General features: G+C 71.8%; 16 protein-coding genes. 9 read left to right on the forward strand and 7 right to left on the reverse strand.

Annotation, left to right across the window (positions count from 1 at the left end):
• Position 1 precedes the first annotated feature (1 nt).
• From RKD20_RS24705 to RKD20_RS24725, 5 genes are all read left to right on the forward strand, one after another.
• Complete coding sequence (locus tag RKD20_RS24705; protein ID WP_424879617.1) at positions 2-1,843, forward strand: biotin carboxylase N-terminal domain-containing protein; 1,842 nt, start codon at positions 2-4, stop codon at positions 1,841-1,843.
• A gap of 68 nt (positions 1,844-1,911) precedes the next feature.
• Complete coding sequence (locus RKD20_RS24710; RefSeq protein WP_424879618.1) at positions 1,912-3,042, forward strand: acyl-CoA dehydrogenase family protein; 1,131 nt, start codon at positions 1,912-1,914, stop codon at positions 3,040-3,042.
• 33 nt (positions 3,043-3,075) lie between these two features.
• On the forward strand, positions 3,076-4,644 hold the full coding sequence (locus tag RKD20_RS24715; RefSeq protein WP_424879619.1) for a 4-coumarate--CoA ligase family protein: 1,569 nt from the start codon (positions 3,076-3,078) through the stop codon (positions 4,642-4,644).
• Positions 4,641-5,375 (forward strand): enoyl-CoA hydratase family protein, encoded by a 735-nt coding sequence (locus RKD20_RS24720; protein ID WP_424879620.1) that lies wholly within the window; start codon positions 4,641-4,643, stop codon positions 5,373-5,375. Before RKD20_RS24715 ends, RKD20_RS24720 begins: the two co-directional genes overlap by 4 nt.
• A complete protein-coding gene (locus tag RKD20_RS24725; protein ID WP_424879621.1) occupies positions 5,363-5,977 on the forward strand; it encodes a TetR/AcrR family transcriptional regulator in 615 nt (204 codons plus the stop codon). The genes RKD20_RS24720 and RKD20_RS24725 overlap by 13 nt, the downstream gene beginning before the upstream one ends.
• A 74-nt stretch (positions 5,978-6,051) precedes the next feature.
• Here the strand turns inward: RKD20_RS24725 and RKD20_RS24730 are convergent, their stop codons facing one another.
• A complete protein-coding gene (locus tag RKD20_RS24730) occupies positions 6,052-7,176 on the reverse strand; it encodes a citrate synthase 2 (RefSeq protein WP_424879622.1) in 1,125 nt (374 codons plus the stop codon).
• Between the two features lie 169 nt (positions 7,177-7,345).
• On the opposite strand from RKD20_RS24730, the gene pdxH reads away from it, so the two are divergent.
• The gene (pdxH, locus tag RKD20_RS24735) at positions 7,346-7,975 is read left to right on the forward strand and encodes a pyridoxamine 5'-phosphate oxidase (protein WP_424883306.1); all 630 of its coding nucleotides are present in this window, start codon (positions 7,346-7,348) and stop codon (positions 7,973-7,975) included.
• A 52-nt stretch (positions 7,976-8,027) separates the two neighbouring features.
• On the opposite strand, the gene RKD20_RS24740 is transcribed toward pdxH, so the two are convergent.
• The 3 genes from RKD20_RS24740 to RKD20_RS24750 all read right to left on the reverse strand — a co-directional run bounded on the left by RKD20_RS24740 (position 8,028) and on the right by RKD20_RS24750 (position 11,180).
• Entirely contained in the window at positions 8,028-9,440 is a 1,413-nt protein-coding gene (locus RKD20_RS24740; RefSeq protein ID WP_424883307.1) for a PAS domain-containing protein, read from the reverse strand.
• 146 nt (positions 9,441-9,586) lie between these two features.
• Positions 9,587-10,090, reverse strand: coding sequence for a GNAT family N-acetyltransferase (locus tag RKD20_RS24745; protein ID WP_424879623.1), 504 nt, complete (start codon positions 10,088-10,090; stop codon positions 9,587-9,589).
• Positions 10,091-10,403: 313 nt separating this feature from the next.
• Positions 10,404-11,180, reverse strand: a complete 777-nt coding sequence (locus RKD20_RS24750) for an SIS domain-containing protein (RefSeq protein ID WP_424879624.1) — start codon at positions 11,178-11,180, stop codon at positions 10,404-10,406.
• Positions 11,181-11,386: 206 nt separating this feature from the next.
• Between RKD20_RS24750 and RKD20_RS24755 the strand changes: the two genes are divergently transcribed.
• Both RKD20_RS24755 and RKD20_RS24760 read left to right on the forward strand, forming a co-directional pair.
• A complete protein-coding gene (locus tag RKD20_RS24755; protein ID WP_007382808.1) occupies positions 11,387-12,079 on the forward strand; it encodes a metal-dependent transcriptional regulator in 693 nt (230 codons plus the stop codon).
• Positions 12,080-12,592: 513 nt separating this feature from the next.
• A complete protein-coding gene (locus RKD20_RS24760; RefSeq protein WP_424879625.1) occupies positions 12,593-13,513 on the forward strand; it encodes an alpha/beta fold hydrolase in 921 nt (306 codons plus the stop codon).
• A gap of 17 nt (positions 13,514-13,530) precedes the next feature.
• Here the strand turns inward: RKD20_RS24760 and RKD20_RS24765 are convergent, their stop codons facing one another.
• From RKD20_RS24765 to RKD20_RS24775, 3 genes are read right to left on the reverse strand one after another with little or no spacing between them, the layout of a single operon-like run.
• Complete coding sequence (locus RKD20_RS24765) at positions 13,531-15,120, reverse strand: transporter (RefSeq protein ID WP_424879626.1); 1,590 nt, start codon at positions 15,118-15,120, stop codon at positions 13,531-13,533.
• Positions 15,117-15,887 carry an ABC transporter ATP-binding protein gene (locus RKD20_RS24770; RefSeq protein ID WP_028808354.1) on the reverse strand — a complete coding sequence of 257 codons (771 nt, stop codon included), beginning with the start codon at positions 15,885-15,887 and terminating at the stop codon, positions 15,117-15,119. The genes RKD20_RS24765 and RKD20_RS24770 overlap by 4 nt, the downstream gene beginning before the upstream one ends.
• A gap of 36 nt (positions 15,888-15,923) precedes the next feature.
• A complete protein-coding gene (locus tag RKD20_RS24775) occupies positions 15,924-16,586 on the reverse strand; it encodes a bifunctional DNA primase/polymerase (RefSeq protein ID WP_424879627.1) in 663 nt (220 codons plus the stop codon).
• Positions 16,587-16,879: 293 nt separating this feature from the next.
• On the opposite strand from RKD20_RS24775, the gene RKD20_RS24780 reads away from it, so the two are divergent.
• Positions 16,880-18,265, forward strand: coding sequence for a transcriptional regulator (locus RKD20_RS24780; protein WP_424879628.1), 1,386 nt, complete (start codon positions 16,880-16,882; stop codon positions 18,263-18,265).
• Positions 18,266-18,392 lie beyond the last annotated feature (127 nt).

Raw genomic sequence — 18,392 nt, forward strand, 5'->3', positions numbered from 1 at the left:
AGTGATCACTTCTGTGCTCGTCGCCAACCGGGGCGAGATCGCCTGCCGGATCTTCCGCACCTGCCATGAGCTGGGGATCCGGACGGTCGCCGTGCACTCGGACCCGGACGCGAACGCCCTCCACACGCGCGTGGCGGACACGGCCGTACGGCTTCCGGGCGCGGCCCCCGCCGACACCTACCTGCGCGCCGACCTGATCGTGAAGGCGGCGCTGGCCTCCGGCGCCGACGCCGTGCACCCCGGCTACGGCTTCCTCTCCGAGAACGCCGACTTCGCGCGGGCCGTGCTGGACGCGGGCCTGGTCTGGATCGGGCCGCCGCCGTCCGCGATCGAGGCGATGGCGTCCAAGACGCGCGCCAAGGAACTGATGGGCCTCGCGCCCCTGGGGGACGTGACGCCGGCCGATCTGCCGGTGCTGGTGAAGGCGGCCGCGGGCGGCGGAGGCCGCGGCATGCGGATCGTGCGCCGCATGGAGGACCTGACGGCCGCCCTGGAGAGCGCACGCGCCGAGGCCGCCGGCGCCTTCGGCGACGGCGAGGTCTTCGTCGAGCCGTACGTCGAGGACGGCCGTCACGTCGAGGTCCAGATCCTCGCCGACACCCACGGCACGGTCTGGGCCCTGGGCACCCGCGACTGCTCCCTCCAGCGCCGCCACCAGAAGGTGATCGAGGAGGCCCCGGCCCCCGGACTCCCCGACGACCTCAGGGCGGAACTGCACGAGCTGGCGGTACGGGCGGCGCGTGCGGTGGACTACGTGGGCGCGGGCACGGTCGAGTTCCTGGTCTCCGGCACCGAGGCGCACTTCCTGGAGATGAACACCCGCCTCCAGGTCGAACACCCGGTGACGGAGGCCGTGTTCGGCATCGACCTGGTGGCGGAACAGATCCGTGTCGCCGAAGGCGCCCCGCTCCCCGACGACCCACCACGCGCGCGCGGCCACGCCGTCGAGGCCCGCCTCTACGCCGAGGACCCCGCCCGGGACTGGACCCCCCAGACCGGCACCCTGCACCGCTTCTCGGTCCCCCCGTCCGTCCGCCTGGACACGGGCTACGCGAACGGCGACGACATCGGCGTCCACTACGACCCGATGCTCGCCAAGGTCGTCGCACACGCCCCCACGCGCGCGGAGGCGGTCCGCAGACTCGCGGGCGCCCTGGAGAAGGCGACGATCCACGGCCCGACCACCAACCGGGACCTGCTGGTGAACTCCCTGCGCCACAAGGAGTTCACGACGGCCCGCATGGACACGGGCTTCTACGACCGCCACCTCACGGAACTCGTCGGCGGGACCGGGGAGCCGTACGCCCCCCTGGCGGCGGCCCTCGCGGACGCCGCCGGCCGCTCCCGCTTCGGCGGCTGGCGCAACCTGCACTCGGCCCCGCAGACGAAGCGGTACGCGATGGCGGGGGAGGAGCACGAGGTCCGCTACCGGCATACGCGCGACGGCCTGGAGGCGGACGGGGTCCGGGTGATCCACGCGGGCGCGAGCGAGGTCGTACTCGAAGTGGACGGCGTGCGGCGGACGTTCGAGGTGGCCCGGTACGGCGACCAGGTCCACGTGGGGGGCACGGCCCTGACGGCGCTGCCCCGCTTCCCGGACCCGACCGCCCAGCTCGCCCCGGGCTCCTTGCTGGCCCCCATGCCGGGGACGGTCGTCCGGGTCGCGGACGGCCTGACGGAGGGATCCGCCGTGGAGGCCGGCCAGCCGCTGCTGTGGCTGGAGGCGATGAAGATGGAACACAGGATCACGGCGCCGGTGACGGGCACGCTGACCGTCCTGAACGCAGTGCCTGGCCAACAAGTAACGGTCGGTTCTCTACTGGCGGTTGTAGTACCCACCTAGGGGCGCGGGGCCGTATCGATGTGCGGCTACCGCCGCGCGAGCGCGACCAGCCCCGACGAAGGAGCCACATGCCCACGATCGAAACCGAAGAACACAAGTCTCTGAGGCAAGCCGTCTCCGCCCTGGGCAAACGCCACGGCCGCGACTACGACAGAGAGCAACTCTGGTCCGAGGCAGCCAAGCTCGGCTACCTCGGCGTCAACCTGCCGGAGGCATACGGCGGTGGAGGCGGCGGAATCGCCGAACTCTCCATCGTCCTGGAGGAGCTCGGCGCAGCCGGCGCCCCCCTCCTGATGATGATCGTGTCCCCGGCCATCTGCGGCACCGTGATCGCGCGGTTCGGCACGGAGTCCCAGAAGCGCGACTGGCTGCCCGCACTCGCCGACGGCACCCGCACGATGGCGTTCGGCATCACGGAACCCGACGCCGGCTCCAACAGCCACCGCATCAGCACCACGGCCCGCCGCGACGGCGCCGACTGGCTGCTGACCGGCCGCAAGGTCTTCGTCTCCGGCGTCGACATAGCCGACGCCACCCTCATCGTCGGCCGTACGGAGGACTCCCGCACCGGCCGCCTCAAGCCCTGCCTGTTCATCGTCCCGCGTGATGCCCCGGGATTCGGCAGGCGCCACATCGAGATGGAACTGAACGCCCAGGAGAAGCAGTTCGAGCTCACCCTCGACGACGTACGCCTCCCCGCCGAAGCCCTCGTGGGGGACGAGGACGCGGGCCTCCTCCAGCTCTTCGCCGGCCTCAACCCCGAACGCATCATGACGGCCGCCTTCGCGATCGGCATGGGCCGCTACGCGCTCTCCCAGGCGATCACCTACGCCAAGGACCGCACGGTGTGGAACACCCCCATCGGCGCCCACCAGGCGATCGCCCACCCCCTCGCCCAGGCCCACATCGACCTCGAACTGGCCCGCCTGATGATGCAGAAGGCCGCCTGCCTCTACGACGAGGGCGAGGACGTGGCCGCGGGAGAGGCCGCCAACATGGCCAAGTACGCCGCGGGGGAGGCCTGCGTGAAGGCCGTGGACCAGGCCGTCCACACCCTCGGCGGCAACGGCCTCACCCGGGAGTTCGGGATCGCCTCGCTGATAACGGCCGCGCGCGTGGCTCGTATCGCACCGGTCAGCAGGGAGATGATTCTCAACTACGTCTCCCACCAGACCCTGGGCCTGCCCAAGTCGTACTAGGCCGACCCGGTGTCAGGCCGTCTTGGAGGAACCGTGTTCCGCAGCGAGTACGCAGACGTCCAGCCCCTGGAACTACCCATCCACGAGGCGGTGTTGGCCCGGGCCGCCGAGTTCGGTGACGCGCCCGCCCTGATCGACGGCACCGACGGCACCACCCTCACGTACGGACAGCTCGACCGGTTCCACCGCCGGGTCGCCGCGGGACTCGCGGAGGCGGGCGTCACCAAGGGGGACGTGCTCGCGCTGCACAGCCCCAACACGATCGCCTTCCCGACCGCGTTCTACGCGGCCACGCGCGCGGGCGCCTCCGTCACGACCGTGCACCCGCTCTGCACGCCGGAGGAGTTCGCCAAGCAGCTCAACGACTCCGCGGCCCGCTGGATCGTCACCGTCTCCCCGCTCCTGGAGACCGCTCGCCGGGCGGCCGAACTCGCGGGCGGGGTACGGGAGATCTTCGTCTGCGACAGCGCCACCGGTCACCGCTCCCTGATCGACCTGCTGGCCTCGACGGCCCCTGAGCCGGACATGGCCATCGACCCCGTGACGGACGTGGCGGCCCTGCCGTACTCCTCGGGCACCACCGGCACCCCCAAGGGCGTGATGCTCACGCACCGCCAGATCGCCACCAACCTCGCCCAGCTCGAACCGCTGATGTCGGCGGGCCCCGAGGACCGCGTCCTCGCGGTCCTGCCCTTCTTCCACATCTACGGCCTCACGGCCCTCATGAACGCGCCCCTGCGCCAGGGCGCCTCCGTCGTCGTCCTGCCCCGCTTCGACCTGGAGACCTTCCTCGCGGCCATCCAGAACCACCGCATCACCGGCCTGTACGTGGCCCCGCCGATCGTCCTCGCCCTCGCCAAGCACCCGCTGATCGAGCAGTACGACCTCTCGTCCCTGCGCTACATCGTCAGCGCCGCCGCCCCGCTGGACGCCGAACTCGCCGCCGCCTGCTCGGCCCGGCTGGGCCTGCCGCCCGTCGGCCAGGCGTACGGCATGACGGAACTCTCGCCCGGCACCCACGTCGTCCCCCTGTCCGCCATGCGCGAGGCGCCGCCCGGAACCGTCGGCAAGCTCATCGCCGGCACCGAGATGCGGATCGTGTCCCTCGACGACCCCGACAAGGACCTCGACACCGGCGAGCCCGGCGAGATCCTCATCCGCGGCCCGCAGATCATGAAGGGCTACCTCGGCCGCCCCGACGACACCGCCGCGATGATCGACCCCGACGGCTGGCTGCACACCGGGGACGTCGGCCATGTCGACGCCGACGGCTGGCTGTTCGTCGTCGACCGGGTCAAGGAGCTCATCAAGTACAAGGGCTTCCAGGTGGCCCCCGCCGAACTGGAGGCCGTCCTGCTCACCCACCCCGCCATCGCCGACGCGGCCGTCATCGGCACCTACAACGACCAGGGCAACGAGGTCCCGCACGCCTTCGTCGTCCGCCAGCCGGCCGCGCCCGACCTCTCCGAGAGCGAGGTCATGATGCACGTCGCCGAGCGCGTCGCCCCCTACAAGCGCGTCCGCCAGGTCACCTTCATCGACGCGGTGCCCCGGGCCGCCTCCGGCAAGATCCTCCGACGGCAGCTCAGGGAGCGCACATGACACTGATCACCCGTACCCGCGCGCGGGGAGTCGAGACCCTCGCCCTCGACTCCCCGCACAACCGCAACGCCCTGTCGGCGGCGCTGGTGGGGGAGCTCGCCTCCGCTCTGGCCGACTGCGCCAAGGACGGCGAGGTCCGCGCGATCGTCCTCACCCACACCGGCACCACCTTCTCCGCGGGCGCCGACCTGAAGGACCCCCCGGACCCGGAGACCCTGGTCGGGCTCCTGCGGCAGATCGTGGAGCTGGACAAACCGGTCGTCGCACGCGTCACCGGGCACGTCCGCGCGGGCGGCCTCGGCCTCCTCGCCGCCTGCGACATCGCCGCCGCGTCCACCGAGTCGACCTTCGCCTTCACCGAGGTACGCATCGGGGTCGCCCCCGCGGTCATCTCGCTGACCCTGCTGCCCCGCACCGACCCCCGCGCCCTCGCCCGCCACTACCTCACCGGCGAGCGCTTCGACGCGGCCGAGGCGGCCCGCACCGGCCTGGTGACTACGGCCGGCGACGACGTGGACGCCGTACTCGAACCGATCCTCGACGGTCTGCGCCGGGCCGCCCCCGAAGCCCTGGCCGAGACGAAACGGCTGCTCACGGCTAAGGTGCTGGAGACCTTCGACCGGGACGCGGCCGACCTGACCGCGCTCTCGGCCCGGCTGTTCGCCTCACCGCACGCGCGCGAGGGCATGACAGCCTTCCTGGAACGACGGGATCCCTCATGGGCGGTGTGACCACGATCGGCGACCGCGCCGACCGCGTACCCAAGCAGGACCGCAGCCGGGCCACCCGGCAGCGCCTCCTCGAAGCGGCCGTGGCCTGCCTCGCCGAACACGGCTGGGCCGGCTCCACCGTCACCGTCGTCGCCGAACGCGCCGGCGTCTCCCGAGGCGCCGCCCAGCACCACTTCCCGACCCGCGAGGCCCTGTTCACCGCGGCCGTCGAATACGTCGCCGAAGAACGCTCCACGGCCCTGTGCGCCCTGTTCCCGCAGGGCGCGGCGGACGACCGGCGCGCGGTGATCTCCGCCCTCGTCGACCTCTACACCGGCCCGCTGTTCCGCGCCGCCCTCCACCTGTGGGTCGCCGCCTCCAACGAGGAGCAACTGCGCCCGCAGGTGACCGAGTTGGAGGCGCGTGTCGGCCGGGAGACGCACCGCATCGCCGTGGAGCTGCTGGGAGCGGACGAGTCCCGCCCCGGCGTCCGCGAGACCGTCCAGGGCCTCCTGGACATGGCGAGGGGTCTGGGCCTGGCAAACCTGCTGACGGACGACAAGGCCAGGCGGGACAGAGTGGTCACGCAGTGGACAGCACTACTGAACGAGGCGCTGCTGTAGCTCCTCAGGGGCGCGGGGAACTGCGCGACCAGCCCCCACGGACTCGCAGTCGCCCACGCTCCTCGGCAATCCCCTCAGTGGGCGATGCTCTCGTAACCCTCGATGTCCCGAGGATTCCTCGAGCCGGGCCCCACATACCGCGCGGACGGCCGCACCAACCGTCCCGTCCGCTTCTGCTCAAGAATGTGCGCCGACCAGCCCGCCGTACGCGCGCACGTGAACATCGACGTGAACATGTGCGCCGGCACCTCCGCGAAGTCGAGGACGATCGCCGCCCAGAACTCCACGTTGGTGGCGAGCACCCGGTCCGGCCGCCGCGCGTGCAGCTCCGCCAGCGCCGCCTTCTCCAGCGCCTCCGCGATCTCGAACCGCGGCGCCCCCAGCTCCCGCGCGGTCCGCCGCAGCACGCGCGCGCGGGGGTCCTCGGCCCGGTACACCCGGTGCCCGAACCCCATCAGCCGCTCACCGCGGTCCAGCGCCTGCTTGACGTACGCCTCGGCGTCCCCGGTCCGCTCGATCTCCTCGATCATCCCGAGCACCCGGGACGGCGCCCCGCCGTGCAGCGGTCCCGACATCGCCCCCACGGCCCCGGAGAGCGCCGCGGCCACATCGGCTCCGGTGGAGGCGATCACGCGCGCGGTGAACGTCGACGCGTTCATCCCGTGCTCCGCGGCCGACGTCCAGTAGGCGTCCACGGCGGCCACGTGCTTCGGGTCCGGCTCCCCGCGCCACCGGATCATGAACCGCTCGACCACGGACTGCGCCTTGTCGATCTCCCGCTGCGGCACCATCGGCAGCCCCTGCCCGCGCGCGGACTGGGCGACGTAGGAGAGGGCCATCACGGCGGCCCGCGCGAGGTCGGCACGCGCCCTTTCGGCATCGATGTCGAGCAGCGGCTTCAGCCCCCACACCGGGGCGAGCATGGCCAGCGCCGACTGGACGTCCACGCGGATGTCCCCGGAGTGCACCGGGATCGGGAACGGCTCGGCGGGCGGCAGACCGGGATTGAAGGCGCCGTCGACCAGCAGCCCCCACACGTTGCCGAACGAGACGTGGCCGACCAGATCCTCGATGTCGACGCCCCGGTACCGCAGCGCGCCGCCCTCCTTGTCCGGTTCGGCGATCTCCGTCTCGAACGCGACGACTCCTTCGAGGCCGGGTACGAAACCGGGGTCAAAGCCGGGGTCGTGGTCGGACATCAGGCGGCTCCTCATGATGCGTACGACGGATGACGCCACGATATCCCCGAGTGCCACCTTTGGGGAGGGCAAGCGGCACTCAGTGCCACCACCCGTGGGGACGCGATCCGTACGGCAAGATGACGACGTGACCGACGCAGCACACGCCGTCTTCCCGGACCCCGCCTCCATGCGCCAGCAGTACCGCGCGGAAGGTCTCGCCGAGAGCGAGCTGGCCGCCACGCCCGTCGAACAGTTCGCCCGCTGGTTCAAGCAGGCGGCCACCGAGGCGCACCTCTTCGAGCCGAACGCCATGGTCGTGTCCACCGCGGACGCCGAGGGCCGTCCCAGCGCCCGCACGGTCCTGCTCAAACAGTTCGACGAGGAGGGCTTCGTCTTCTACACGAACTACGGCTCCCGCAAGGCGCAGGACCTCGCACAGAACCCGTACGTCTCCCTGCTCTTCCCCTGGCACCCCATGGCCCGCCAGGTCATCGTCACCGGCCTCGCCCGCCGCACCGGCCGCGACGAGACCGCCGCCTACTTCCGCACCCGCCCGCACGGCTCCCAGCTCGGCGCCTGGGCCAGCGAGCAGTCCTCGGTGGTCGAGACCCGTGAGCAGGTCGACGCCGCGTACGCCGAACTGGCCGCGCGCTACCCCGAGGGCGAACAGGTCCCGGTGCCGCCGCACTGGGGCGGCTTCCGGGTGGCGCCGCAGCAGGTCGAGTTCTGGCAGGGGCGCGAGAACCGGCTGCACGACCGGCTGCGGTACGTGGCCGAGGCGGACGGGAGCTGGCGGGTGGAGCGGCTGAACCCGTGAGACCGTAAGGCCGTAAGTCCGGGGGAGCCAGGCGGCCGCGGCACCCTGCCCCCTACTGCGCCCGGCCCACCACGCCACCGAGATCCAGCGCGGCCGCGATCCGTACCGCCACGTCCTCCGCGTACACCGCGTCGCCCCGCTCGAACTGGCCCCTCCCGGAGCCCCGCAGGAACGTCACGACCCCAAGGGTGCGACCCCGGCTGCGCAGCACCGCGCACAACGCGTGCACCACGTCCGGCGGCCACTGACGGGCCTCCGCCCACTCGCGGGCCCGGTCGCCCGACACCGCCCCCACACTGGCCCGCACCGACCCCGCCCGGTCCGCGCACTGCAGGGCCGGATGCCCCTCCCCGTACCGCACGGGCAGCCCGGCCGCGCCCGACGCCTGCAGACTCGGCCCCGGTGCCCCGGAGGGCGTCGCGGCGACCCGTACGAGACGGACCGGACCGGTCTCCTCACCGTCGGCCACCGCGCCCCCGGCCACCCGGTCGATCAGCGCGTGGTCGGCGAACCCGGCGAGGGCGAAGTCCAGATGGACGACGGCGGCCTCGGCCGGGTCCTCGCACTCCGCCGCCGCCCGGGCCGCCCGGTGCAGCTGGTTCGTCCGGAACCGCAGCAGCGAGGCCTCCTGCTCGCTCTGCTTGGCCTCGGTGACGTCCTGGAACAGCCAGGCGACGCCCAACGGCACCGGCTCCTCCGCGAGCGGCGAGGACAGCCGTACGAAGCCGCAGCGCCAGCAGCGCCGCTTCTCGCCGTCCGGCGTGCGCACCGTCACCCAGATCTCGGCCGGTGCCGGCGGCGCGCCCTCCGCCAGCACATGGGTCAGCGCGCTCTCCAGCTCCTCCACGCCCTGCGCCAGCAACTCCCCGAGCGGCCGCCCCAGCACGGACGTACGCCCGACGCCCAGCGACCGGGCCGCGTGCGCGTTGACCACGGCGGGCCGCAGATCGGCGTCGACCAGCACGACACCCCACGAGGCGTCCTCGAACAGCGCCTCGCTGAGCGCGATCGACCGCTCCAGGTCGATCTGCGTGTGCACCTCGCTGAAGGCGCAGTACACCCCGGCCGGCTTCCCGTCGGGCCCGCGCACGGCCGCGGACTGGGTGCGGACCAGGACCCGGCCGCCGTCCTTGGTCAGCAGCGCGAACTCGTGCACCTGCCGGCCGGGCGCCTGCATGGCGGACATCAGCCGCCCCTCGACCTCCTCGGCGTCGGCCCGCCGTACGGCCCAGCCGGCGAAGCCGTGCCGCCCCACGGCCTCGGCCGCGGTCCAGCCGAGGATGCGCTCGGCCTCACGATTCCAGTGGGTGACGACACCGTCCGCGTCGAAGGCACACAGTGCCGCGTCCATGCCGTCCAGCAGGGCGGCGAGCAGATCCGAGCCGCCCGAGCCCTCAGGCCCGTCCGGCTCGGGCCCGTCCGGCCCCAGCTCGTCGGTGGTCCCACTACGCCGGGAAGCACTCACCTGGACCCCCTGCCAGCTGCCGCGTCCGTACGTACCGCACGTCGGTTCGCTCACCAACAATCATTCAACTCGAACGTGACCCAGCACACACCGGGTTCCCGCAAGATTGAAGGAATCGTTGTACGTCGGAAACGCTCCGAATCACCTCAAACAGTTCTCCGGTCCGGCTCCAGCCGCAGGTCGATCCACTCGTCGCTCTCGCCGTCCAGCACATACCGGTCGACCTCGACGAACCCGCGCGCCCGCGCGAACCGCACGCCGTCCCCGTTGACGGCCAGCACGCATGTCTCGATCACCCGGGCGCCGAGCACACGCGCATGATCAAGACCCTTCTCGTAGAGAGCCGTCCCGAAACCCCGTCCCCGGTAATCGGGCAGCACACGCGCGATGACGGTCGCCACGGCGTCCTCCCCGTCCGGCGGCCGGACGGTCGAGCAGCCCACGAGCGTGTCCCCGAGATACGCGTTCTCCAGCCGGTACCGCCGCACGCGCTCGCCCACCTCCTCGGCGCTCATGGCGGCCGGCGGCACGATCACGTTGTGCACGTGCCGCCACTCCTCGGCCATGCCGTCCCCGACCACGGGCACGATCCGCAGCTCAGCCACGGTCACCAATCCCTTCCGCGCGTCCACCTCTGTCCCGGTCTTCATTCTGGGTCGGCGAGACCGCACATGTTTCTGGAAAACCGGTTGATCCGCGCCGGGACGCTTCCTAATGTGTGGGTCACGCCGAAGGGAGGTGATCGGGTACATGAGTGAAACCCGGACGCGCGAGGTGGCTGCGGGCTAGCGGCCTGCCACCACATTCAGTGCGGTGCCGGACCAGCGTGTACGAGGTGCACGCAGCCGGCCAATTCAACGCAGTCACCCGACCCGCGAGCTCGCCGGTAACGTCCGGCCGGCTCCCCCGCCGCAAGGTGGAGGGACCCGAGCTCGCGGGTCGTCTGCGTTGTCCCGCAGGGCCCTACTGCCGGTAGAAGATCCGGTCCCCGTACTCCTCGAAGACCCGCTCGTTCCACTCCAGGCCGCCGTCCACGTTCCCCGACCGCAGCAGCGGCGGCTCGATCCCGCGCTCCGCCAGCGCGCCCGCCGCCGTGGCCATCACGGACTGGAGCAGCGCCGAGGTCACGACCGTGGAGGCCGGGGCGAAGGGGGCCGGGACCGTGTCCAGGGAGAGTTCCGCGTCGCCCGGGGCGATCTTGGAGTCGAGCACGACGTCGCAGTGGTCCTTCAGGAAGGTGCCCGAACTGTGGCGGGGCTTCGTCGACGTCGTGTAGGCGACCGAGGTCACGCCGATGACCCGCACACCGAGGGCGCGGGCACCGAGGGCCATCTCCACGGGGAGCGCGTTGCGGCCGGAGAGGGAGATGATCACCAGGGTGTCGCCCGCGCGGAGGGGCGAGCAGGTCAGGACCGCGCTCGCGAGACCGTCCACCCGCTCCAGGGCCGAGCCCAGGGTCGCCGGCATGACGTCGACGCCCACGACTCCCGGCACGGTCAGCAGGTTCATCAGGGCGAGTCCGCCGGCCCGGTAGACGAGGTCCTGCGCGGCGAGCGAGGAGTGTCCGGCGCCGAAGGCGAAGAGGCGGCCGCCGGAGGCGACGGTGTCGGCCAGGAGCTCACCGGCCGCCGCGATCGACTCGGCCTCCTCGTCGCGGAGCCGCTGCAGCAGCCCGATCGCGGCGTCGAGGAACTGTCCGGACAGCCTGCCGTCAGCGCTCGCGGAGCCCGTGTCGCCCATGCGTCGTCCCACCCTTCGTCGCCGTGTCGCGGATCACCGTGCGGTCTGGACCAGTGGGATGTCAATACGGACGCGCGCCTGCTCGTAACCGCGTGGTTCCAACGGCGCGGCACGCTTGTCAGTGGCATCCGGCAGAATTGACGGCAGGGCCAGCGCACGAACCGGGAAGCTGTCGTGCTTCCGGCAGATCTCATCAAGGGGCACGTATGTCCGGACTGATCGACACCACGGAGATGTATCTCCGCACCATCCTTGAGCTGGAGGAGGAAGGTGTGGTCCCCATGCGCGCCCGGATCGCCGAGCGGCTCGACCAGAGCGGGCCCACCGTCAGCCAGACCGTGGCGCGGATGGAGCGCGACGGACTGGTGTCCGTCGCCAGTGACCGGCACCTGGAGCTGACGGACGAGGGCCGGCGCCTGGCCACCCGTGTGATGCGAAAGCACCGGCTCGCGGAGTGCCTGCTCGTCGATGTGATCGGCCTGGAGTGGGAGCAGGTCCACGCGGAGGCGTGTCGCTGGGAGCACGTGATGAGCGAGGCGGTGGAGCGCCGGGTGCTGGAGCTGCTGCGCCACCCCACCGAGTCGCCGTACGGCAACCCGATCCCGGGTCTTGAGGAGCTGGGCGAGAAGGACGGCCCGCACCCCTTCCTGGACGAGGGCATGGTCTCGCTGGCCGAGCTGGACCCGGGTCTCGACGGCAAGACGGTGGTCGTGCGCCGTATCGGCGAGCCGATCCAGACGGACGCGCAGCTGATGTACACGCTGCGTCGGGCGGGTGTGCAGCCCGGTTCGGTGGTGAGCGTGACCGAGTCGCCCGGCGGGGTGCTGGTGGGCAGCGGCGGCGAGGCCGCCGAGCTGGAGTCGGATGTCGCCTCGCACGTGTTCGTCGCCAAGCGCTGAGCGGCCGCGCGGGGGGCGGCACTGGTTCTCGGTTCCCGGAACCGGTGAGGCGGTTGGGGTGTTTGCGGGTCTCGGCGAATCCGAGATTCACCGTGCGGAATCGCAGCGCTCCGACGCTTCCCGTGCGAGGCTGTCGCGTGGGGCATATGACCTGAGGGGGGCGGGCGGATGTGCCGTGGACGTGGGGATGGCCCCGGCACCTTTCGGTGCCGGGGCCGGTCCTCCCCTGTGCTGACCCGGAGCCCCGAGCTCCCAGGGTCATTCCCCTCGGACCGATGTCCCCGAGCGGTCCGCCTCCCGTTGAAGATCTCCCCTCGGCTGCGGCGATCATTCCTTGAGGGGGGTCACTCGAACGAGGGGTGTTACCGCGCGAGACCCGATTTCCGAATGCGCATTCGATAGATTCGATGGTCTGTGGGTGACGGGGCGCGGGGGACGTGCGCTACAGGGGTGTACGACAAGGAATCGGCAGGCAGGGCAGGCACAGCGGCCAGGGGAGCTAGGGGGGTGCCAATGGCGCGGCGGATCGACGTGACCGGGGCGGGCGGCGTACGTCTTGCGGCCTGGGAGTTCGGTGACCCTCCCAAGACCGACCCGCTCAAGACCGACCCGCCCGACCGGGCGGACCCGGCAGGGGAGACCCCGCAGGCTCCGGAGAAACGATCACCCGGGGTGCTGTTACTCCACGGCCTGATGGGCCGTGCCTCGCACTGGGCGTCCACCGCCCGCTGGCTCTCCGAGCGCTACCGGGCCGTCGCGCTCGACCAGCGCGGGCACGGCCAGAGCGACAAGCCCCCTCGGGCCGCCTTCACCCGTGACGCGTACGTCGAGGACGCCGAGGCCGCCCTCGAACAGCTCGGCCTCGCCCCGACCGTCCTCATCGGCCATGCCATGGGCGCCCTGACCGCCTGGCAGCTCGCCGCCCGCCGGCCCGACCTGGTCCGCGGAGTGATCATCTGCGACATGAGGGCCTCCGCCCTCGGCGCCGCCTCGCAGCGGGAGTGGGGCGAGTGGTTCAAGGCCTGGCCGGTCCCCTTCGCCACGCTGGCCGACGTACGCAAGTGGTTCGGCGAGGACGACCCCTGGGTGGAGCGGCCCAACCCGGCGCGCGGCGAGTTCTACGCCGAGGTGATGGCCGAGTCCCCCGACGGCTGGCGCCCCGTCTTCGAGCCCGAGCAGATGCTGTCGTCCCGCGAGACCTGGGTCTACGACGCCCACTGGGAGGAACTCACCCAGGTCAGGTGCCCCGCCCTGGTCGTCCGCGGTCTCGACGGCGAACTGGGCCGTGCCGAGGCCCAGGAGATGGTCCGCGTCCTGCCCCGCGGTGAGTACGCCGAGGTCGCCGACGCCGGCCACCTCGTCCACTACGACCAGCCGGAGGCCTGGCGGGCCGCCATAGAGCCCTTCCTGGACGGCCTGGACGGTCTTGTGTGAGCTCTGTGTGAGCGCACTCAGCCCTTGCTGACCGCCATCAGGATCTCCGGCAGCCGGCGGGCCGTGCGCGGGGCCGCCAGTCGCAGGCCGGTCCAGGTGATGGCGGCCCCGTACACCGCGCCGACCGGCAGCAGCACCCAGCTCCAGTCGTCGCCGTCCGCGCTGAGGTTGGCCCAGATCGTCAGGGCGATCACGGGGGCGCACAGCAGGGCCGCCGAGACCATTCCGCCGACGACGGCGGCCGCGGCGAGACCGGACTGCCCCGGGGCCACGTTCTTGTAGCCCTCCTGCGGGATCGAGTAAGGGAAGCGCGCCGACGTCCACGCCCCGGTCGCCAGCATCGCCCCGAGCAGCGCGAAGGACACACCGAGCACCTCGGGCAGCTTCGGCCAGTCGTCGATCAGCGCGGTCGTGACGACCGTGACGACAGTGGCGTACGGCAAGGTGATCACCAGCAAGGCCAGCGCACGCGCGCGTAGTTCGACGTAGGCGTCCCGCGTCGAGGAGATCGTCATCGCGACCATCCAGAACGCCGAGGTGTCCTGCCCGAACTGGTTGTACATCTGCACGCCGAGCATGCCCGCGGCGAAGCACGCGAAGTAGATGGACCCCGTGCCCTGCACCGCATTGAACACCGGCACGATCAGCCCGATGGCCAGCGATGTCACCCACGCGGCCTTGGTCTTGGGGTCGCGCCAGACATAGCGCAGGCTGCGTTCCATGACGGTGCCGGTGCGGCCGGCCGGCAGCAGCCGGGCGAGTCCCGTCGACTTCCGCTCCCGGGCGGCCCCCTCGGCGGAGGGGAGCGTGGAGCCGTCCGGGGAGGTCATCAGCCGGGTCAGATGACGGCTCCAGAGCGCAAGCAGTCCCGCCAGTGCGGCGGCGGACAGCGCGAGTTGCAGGACGGCGGTCCCGTACGCCCCCTCACTCGCCGAGTCGACCGCCCCGATCGCCGACGCGGGCGGCACCCACTTCAACACCTCCGCGGGACCGTCCAGCTGCCCCAGGCCGCCCGAACCGAGGCGCTGCGCCCCGAAGTTCACGACCTGCGCGCCGACGGCGATGACGAGTCCGCTCAGCACCGCCAGATCGCGGCCCTTGCGGCTGGTCAGCAGCCGGATGTTGGCGACCGCGACGGCCCGCGCGAGTGCCACGCAGACCAGCAGCGCGAGCACGGCACCGAGCACGGAGAAGACGTACGCCGTCGCGCCGTGCGCGACCGAGACGACGGACCCGACGAGCACGCACAGCGTGAACACCGGCCCTATGCCGAGCAGTGAGGCCACCAGGAGCGCCCGCACCAGGGGCCGGGGCCGCAGCGGCAGCATCACCAGGCGGGTGGGGTCGAGGGTCTCGTCGCCGCCGGGGAAGAACAGCGGCATCACGGCCCAGCCGACCGCCAGCACGGCCACCAGCGGGACGACGACGGAGCCGGCGTGCTCGTCGCCGCGCAGGGCGATGAGGCCGAGCAGCTGCAGGACGGAGAAGAGCAGTACGGCGACGGCCGAGGCGATGTAGGCGGCCCGCCGCCCGCCGGACTGGCGCAGCCCGTTGCGCAGCAGCGACAGCTTCAGCCGTACGACGACCGGGGTGATGTCGGCGGTCATCGGGCCCCGCCGCCCAGCCAGTCCAGGTTCGCCCCGGCGTCCTGCCCCTGTGCGCCCACGAGTTCCAGGAAGGCGCGCTGCAGCGAGGGCGCGGCGCCGCGTACCTCGTCGAGCGGCCCGTGGGCACGGATGCGGCCGGCGGCCATTACGGCCACCCAGTCGCACAGGGACTCCACGAGCTCCATCACGTGCGAGGAGAAGACGACGGTGGCGCCGGAGGCGGTGTACCGCTCAAGGACGCCCCGGATGGTCTGCGCGGAGACGGGGTCGACGCCCTCGAAGGGCTCGTCGAGAAACAGCACTTCCGGGTTGTGGAGCAGGGCGGCCGCGAGCCCGATCTTCTTCCGCATCCCGGTCGAGTAGTCGACGACCAGCTTGTGCTGGGCCCCCGCCAGATCGAGCACGTCGAGCAGCTGAGCGGCCCGCCGGTCGACCTCGCCCCCGGGCAGCCCCCGCAACCGCCCGGAGTACCCGAGCAGTTCACGCCCGGAGAGCCGCTCGAACAGCCGCAGTCCCTCGGGCAGGACGCCGATCCGTGCCTTCACGGCCACCGGGTCCTGCCACACGTCGTGGCCGACGACCGAGACGGACCCCTGATCGGGGCGGAGCAGCCCGGTCACCATGGAGAGAGTGGTGGTCTTCCCGGCGCCGTTCGGGCCCACAAGACCGATGAACTTCCCCGCGGGGAGCTCCAGATCGATCCCGGCAACGGCTACTTGCTGCCCAAACCGCTTCCAGAGACCACGCACACTCACAGCCGACGTCATGAACGCCAACTGTAGGGGCGCGGCGCGGCGCGCAGGTCACCTGTCCCGGCCGCACGCATAGGCAAGCGGCGAGATCAGCTCCTCGGCGTCCGGCAGCCAACGGTTCGCGGGGGTCGGACGACAGGCCCACTGAACGGCGCCGGACGATCCGTAGCGCGTAGGGGGAGCCGCCACGTAGGCGCCCTCACCCAGCGCCACCAGATCGAGCGACGACGGCGTCCAGCCCAGCTTCCGCACCAGGTCCGGCAGCTTCACCGACGCCCCGGGCAGCACGAAGAACTGCATCCGACGATCCGGCGTCAGCGTCACGGGCCCCAGTGTCAACTCCATGCGCTCCATGCGCGCGAGCGCGAGGAACCCGGCCGTGTCGGCCACGGAGATCGCGTCGAAGGTCCGCCCGGTCGGCAGCAGAATCGAAGCGGTCGGCTGCTTCTGCCACATCCGGCGCGCGACCGTCGCACTGCCCGTGGCCTGCGTCGCCCAGTCCTCCCGAGAGGGATGCGCCCCGGGCACGGCGCACGCGGGGTCACCGCAGGAGCACCGCTGCACCCCGTCGACGGCTTCCAGCCAGGTGCCGGGGAAGACGTCCCAGTGACGCTCCTCGGCGTATCGTACGGCTGTCTCCAGCAGCGATTCCCCGCGCTGCTTCGGAATCTGAGCGGCTTCGGTACCCGCGATCGTCTCTTCCACGCTGAACACAACTCCCGCACCCACCTCGGGTTACGGCCGGGCCAGGACCTGCGCGCGCGGGGGCAGCGCATCGATTCCGCATCCGGGGCGCATGGATGCATGTGCGGGGGCGCAGAGGAGGAACCTCGGCGTGAGCTGGGTAACCACGTGTGGGGTCGGCACGAGTCTTTACCCCGGCAATCCTCGCATGCCTCGCATTTTCGACACGTTGGCGGGGCATTGATCTTCTCGGCCGGAACTTTTCGGTGGAAGACACGTCAACTCGGTGCGTGGGCAGGCACCGCAGCCACAGGGGGTACGCCATGGCCGCAAGGCCTCTCGTCGCGCGGCAGCCGAACGAACGGCTGCAGGCGCTCATCCAGGAGGCGGGGTGCTCGAACGCCGGGCTGGCCCGCCGGGTCAACATGTGCGGCGCCGAGCACGGCCTCGACCTGCGCTACGACAAGACGTCCGTGGCCCGTTGGCTGCGCGGACAGCAGCCGCGGGGCCGGGCGCCCGCGATCATCGCGGAGGCCCTCGGGCGCAAACTCGGCCGTACGGTCACGATCGACGAGATCGGCATGGCCAACGGCAAGAACCTCGCCTCCGGCGTCGGGCTCCAGTTCTCGCCGACGGTCCTGGGCGCCATCGAGCAGGTGTGTGAGCTGTGGCGCAGTGACGTGGGCCGCCGGGACTTCCTGTCCGGCTCCTCGGTCGCCGCGTCCGCGCTGGTCGAGCCGAGCCGCGACTGGCTGATCTCCTCGCCCGACTCGCAGGTGGCGCGCCAGGCGGGCCCGCGCGTGGGGCAGTCCGACGTGGCGGCCGTGCGCGCGATGACCCAGGCGCTCGTCGACCTCGACCACCAGTACGGCAGCGGGCATGTGCGCCCGGTCGTCGTGCACTACCTCAACAGCGTGGTCTCCGGGCTGCTCGCGGGGTCGTACCGGGAGGCGACCGGGCGGGAACTGTTCGCGGCCGTAGCGCGGTTGACCGAACTCGCCGGGTACATGGCGATCGACACCGGTCAACCGGGCCTGGCCCAGCGGTACTACATCCAGGCGCTGCGGCTCGCGCAGGCGGCCGGCGACCGCGGGTACGGCGGCTATGTGCTCGCCGCGTCCATGAGCCACCTCGCCGCGCAGCTCGGGAACCCGCGGGAGATCGCCCAGTTGGCGCGGGCGGCGCAGGAAGGGGCGCGGGGGCGGGTGACACCGCGCGCGGAGGCGATGTTCCACGCGGCCGAGGCCCGCGGGCACGCGCTCCTGGGCGACGTGCGGGCCACCCAGGCGGCGTCCGGACGGGCCGTGCACGCCCTGGAGGCGGCGGACCCCTCCTCCGGTGACGACCCGGCATGGATCGCGCACTTCGACGAGGCCTATCTGGCCGACGAGTTGGCCCACTGCCACCGTGACCTCGGTCAGGCCGAGGCGGCGGCGCGGTGCGCCCAGGAGTCCCTGGACGGTCTTCCCGAGAACAAGGCGCGCCGCCGGGCCATCGGCCTGGTCCTTCTCGCCTCCGCGCAGGTGCAGCAGCGCGAGGTCGAGCAGGCCTGCAACACCGGCCTGAAAGCGGTCGAGTTGCTGGAGACGCTGCGCTCCAACCGGGGCGCGGAGTACCTCGACGACTTCCAGCAGCGCCTGGAGCCGTTCCGGGACGAGCCCGTCGTGAGGGAGTTCGGGGCCCGGCTGGATCTTCAGGCGGCCGCGTGAAGGAGGACATGTACAGCGGATAGGAGCCCGGAATCGTCACGTGATCTCCCGGGACCTGTTACTGCGGTCACAGGGGCGCAGGTCACGTCCTGTGCTACGTGGCACCGGGCTCGGAGGACCCGGTAGC

Source organism: Streptomyces sp. SLBN-8D4 (assembly GCF_049739545.1).
Taxonomy (GTDB): domain Bacteria; phylum Actinomycetota; class Actinomycetes; order Streptomycetales; family Streptomycetaceae; genus Streptomyces; species Streptomyces canus_C.

Excerpts from the sequence above, each read along its gene's own strand:
- RKD20_RS24710 (WP_424879618.1), top strand. The coding sequence starts at position 1,912 with ATGCCCACGATCGAAACCGAAGAACACAAGTCTCTGAGGCAAGCCGTC.
- RKD20_RS24720 (WP_424879620.1), top strand. The coding sequence starts at position 4,641 with ATGACACTGATCACCCGTACCCGCGCGCGGGGAGTCGAGACCCTCGCC.
- RKD20_RS24725 (WP_424879621.1), top strand. The coding sequence starts at position 5,363 with ATGGGCGGTGTGACCACGATCGGCGACCGCGCCGACCGCGTACCCAAG.
- RKD20_RS24730 (WP_424879622.1), bottom strand. The coding sequence starts at position 7,176 with ATGTCCGACCACGACCCCGGCTTTGACCCCGGTTTCGTACCCGGCCTC.
- pdxH (WP_424883306.1), top strand. The coding sequence starts at position 7,346 with ATGCGCCAGCAGTACCGCGCGGAAGGTCTCGCCGAGAGCGAGCTGGCC.
- RKD20_RS24745 (WP_424879623.1), bottom strand. The coding sequence starts at position 10,090 with ATGAAGACCGGGACAGAGGTGGACGCGCGGAAGGGATTGGTGACCGTG.
- RKD20_RS24750 (WP_424879624.1), bottom strand. The coding sequence starts at position 11,180 with ATGGGCGACACGGGCTCCGCGAGCGCTGACGGCAGGCTGTCCGGACAG.
- RKD20_RS24755 (WP_007382808.1), top strand. The coding sequence starts at position 11,387 with ATGTCCGGACTGATCGACACCACGGAGATGTATCTCCGCACCATCCTT.
- RKD20_RS24760 (WP_424879625.1), top strand. The coding sequence starts at position 12,593 with ATGGCGCGGCGGATCGACGTGACCGGGGCGGGCGGCGTACGTCTTGCG.
- RKD20_RS24765 (WP_424879626.1), bottom strand. The coding sequence starts at position 15,120 with ATGACCGCCGACATCACCCCGGTCGTCGTACGGCTGAAGCTGTCGCTG.
- RKD20_RS24770 (WP_028808354.1), bottom strand. The coding sequence starts at position 15,887 with ATGACGTCGGCTGTGAGTGTGCGTGGTCTCTGGAAGCGGTTTGGGCAG.
- RKD20_RS24780 (WP_424879628.1), top strand. The coding sequence starts at position 16,880 with ATGGCCGCAAGGCCTCTCGTCGCGCGGCAGCCGAACGAACGGCTGCAG.